Raw genomic sequence first — 2,196 nt, forward strand, 5'->3', positions numbered from 1 at the left:
TTAGTGTTATAAATTACTTCAGTATGTAAACAGGCGATGTTGCGGTAGAAAAAGAGGCAACTTGCCTCTTAATAAACTGTTAGCTTACAGGTGTAATATGCAAGAGTGGCATGTAGATTTGAAGTTGTTGAAGGCTGAGCATGTGTCTGGTTTTTGTGTGCACCGTAGTTGCGAGGCTGGTAGCCCTGACTTTGTGGCTGATGAAAAAAATAACCCCGTGCTGTTTGAGGCAGGTGTTAGAGCATATTTAAATTCATACTCTCAAAACGTTATTTGTAATTTGATCGATAAATTAGGCTTAGATATCAATCTTGCGACCGAAAGAATAAATAAGTATTTAAAAGCCACTGAAATGGTTGGGAAAATTAATAAGCCTAGTAATAGTAGTCTTGCTATGAAAATTCAATGTGAAGGTGTGCCTAAATTTCTTTCTGCAGACGAACTCGCAAGGTTTTTAAAACCAGAGAATGTATGCCCATTTTGGGTAAGCATGTCTTTTCGAGCTTCTGTTAATGTTAAAGTTTCTAAAAAATATGGCTTAGAAATTTTATCCAAAAAAGTAAGCTAACAAGCGCTTTAAACGGAACGTCAACAGTTGGCTACGTTTCGCTCCGCTTCACAGTATAGCCAACTATTTCCGTCCGATTAAGCGGGCGTTAGCAAGACAAAATAGAATGGAGTCTAAATGAGCAAAAGTGTATTGAATGATATTTCATGGAGCTTTATCGGCAATAAATTTGATGATATTGATACATTCAGAAATAAGTTAATTGAATATCAGGGAGAGCGCTCTCTAGATTTGAATCTAGATGATATTTGCTTCCTAGCATCATGCATTTCGATTGACTACTGGTGTTATGATGGTGAGAATCAGATAACTAAAACGGTAGAAGTTCATTCAGATAATGGTATTTCGCTGACACCGCTAGAAGTATTGTATAAGCTTCATAACTTAACAGTTCAAGATTTAGATGGGATAGACCATCACTTTTTTCAAGGTTTAGTCCCGTTAAAAGAATCGAAATTGGATTCTCCTAAGTTTAAGATTTGGCAAGGGAGTTAAAAATATCTTGCTAACAAGGCACTAAATTAAGATTCACAAATACTGTCATGCCATTTGCGGAGCAAATCCCCCGCCAGCATTTGGTTCACTTATTAGTGGGACGTTAGTTACCTTCGGAGAGTTTAGGTGTTTATTCGACCTTTTGAAAAAACTGATTACCCCTCTGTTAAAAGTATCTACAAGCAAGGTATAGATACTGGAAATGCCACTTTTCAAACTAAAGCTAAAGAATGGGAAGAGTGGGATAATTCTATGCTTTCTAGCTGCCGTCTTGTGGCATCGAATCACAAGTATATTTTAGGCTGGGCAGCACTTTCTCCGGTATCAAGTCGTGATGTATATTCGGGGGTAGCAGAAGTTAGCGTTTATGTTGCTGAAAGTGCTCAAGGCAGAGGTGTCGGTCAAAGTCTATTGTCACAACTAATTATAGAGTCAGAAAACAATAATATTTGGATGCTACAAGCAGGCATTTTTCCTGAAAATATTGGCAGTATTGCACTCCATAAGAACAATGGTTTTCGTCAACTTGGAATACGCGAAAAACTTGGTCAAATGAATGGTGTGTGGCGTGATGTTGTAATGATGGAAAGACGCAGCAAAATTGTAGGCGTATCAGATAACTAACAAGTCAATAATGAATGGGACGTCAAACGCTTGGCTGGCGCTGATTCTTCGCTAATATTAGCCAAGCATTATCCGCATTTTATGCGGGCGTTATACACCCATGAGCAAATGACGAAATTTAAATTTTGTAAATCACCTTTTTGGGACTCAGTACTTAGGAATACAATTTTCCTAGAGTTGTCGATTTTGCTTATTGCATTTATAAAGGTCTTCGGGAATGGTGGTCTAAAAGACGTCACATTATTAAATTTACTTTACACTTTGGCTATTACGTTGCCTTGTTCACTGCTGATTTCGTTGATTGTCACTTTGTTAGACAGAAGCAAAAAGAAATAGGTTGTATAACAAAATAAATTAAAAGCGCGGACAAGAAACTGTTTGCTTTGTTCGTGCCTCAAAAATTTTAGTCAACTAATTTTTGTCGTTTATTTACGGCGTTACGAATGACAGCTTGTGGCACAGACTGTGTGAAAACTCTGATCACTTTTTGGTCTAAGCATACTCTGTTT

At 37.4% G+C, this 2,196-nt stretch carries 3 protein-coding genes; all 3 read left to right on the forward strand.

The genetic code is table 11. The features are described from left to right. Window positions 1–97: 97 nt before the first annotated feature. The 3 genes from ON073_RS20220 (at window position 98) to ON073_RS20230 (ending at window position 1,687) form a co-directional block, all read left to right on the forward strand. The gene (locus tag ON073_RS20220; protein WP_274763671.1) at window positions 98–568 is read left to right on the forward strand and encodes a hypothetical protein; all 471 of its coding nucleotides are present in this window, start codon (window positions 98–100) and stop codon (window positions 566–568) included. A 117-nt stretch (window positions 569–685) separates the two neighbouring features. After that, complete coding sequence (locus ON073_RS20225; RefSeq protein WP_274763672.1) at window positions 686–1,063, forward strand: hypothetical protein; 378 nt, start codon at window positions 686–688, stop codon at window positions 1,061–1,063. A 126-nt stretch (window positions 1,064–1,189) separates the two neighbouring features. Beyond that, window positions 1,190–1,687: a GNAT family N-acetyltransferase gene (locus ON073_RS20230; RefSeq protein ID WP_274763673.1), complete on the forward strand. Its 498-nt coding sequence runs from the start codon at window positions 1,190–1,192 to the stop codon at window positions 1,685–1,687. Window positions 1,688–2,196 lie beyond the last annotated feature (509 nt).

Origin of the sequence: Pseudoalteromonas sp. G4 (assembly GCF_028875915.1) — a bacterium.
Lineage (GTDB): Bacteria > Pseudomonadota > Gammaproteobacteria > Enterobacterales > Alteromonadaceae > Pseudoalteromonas.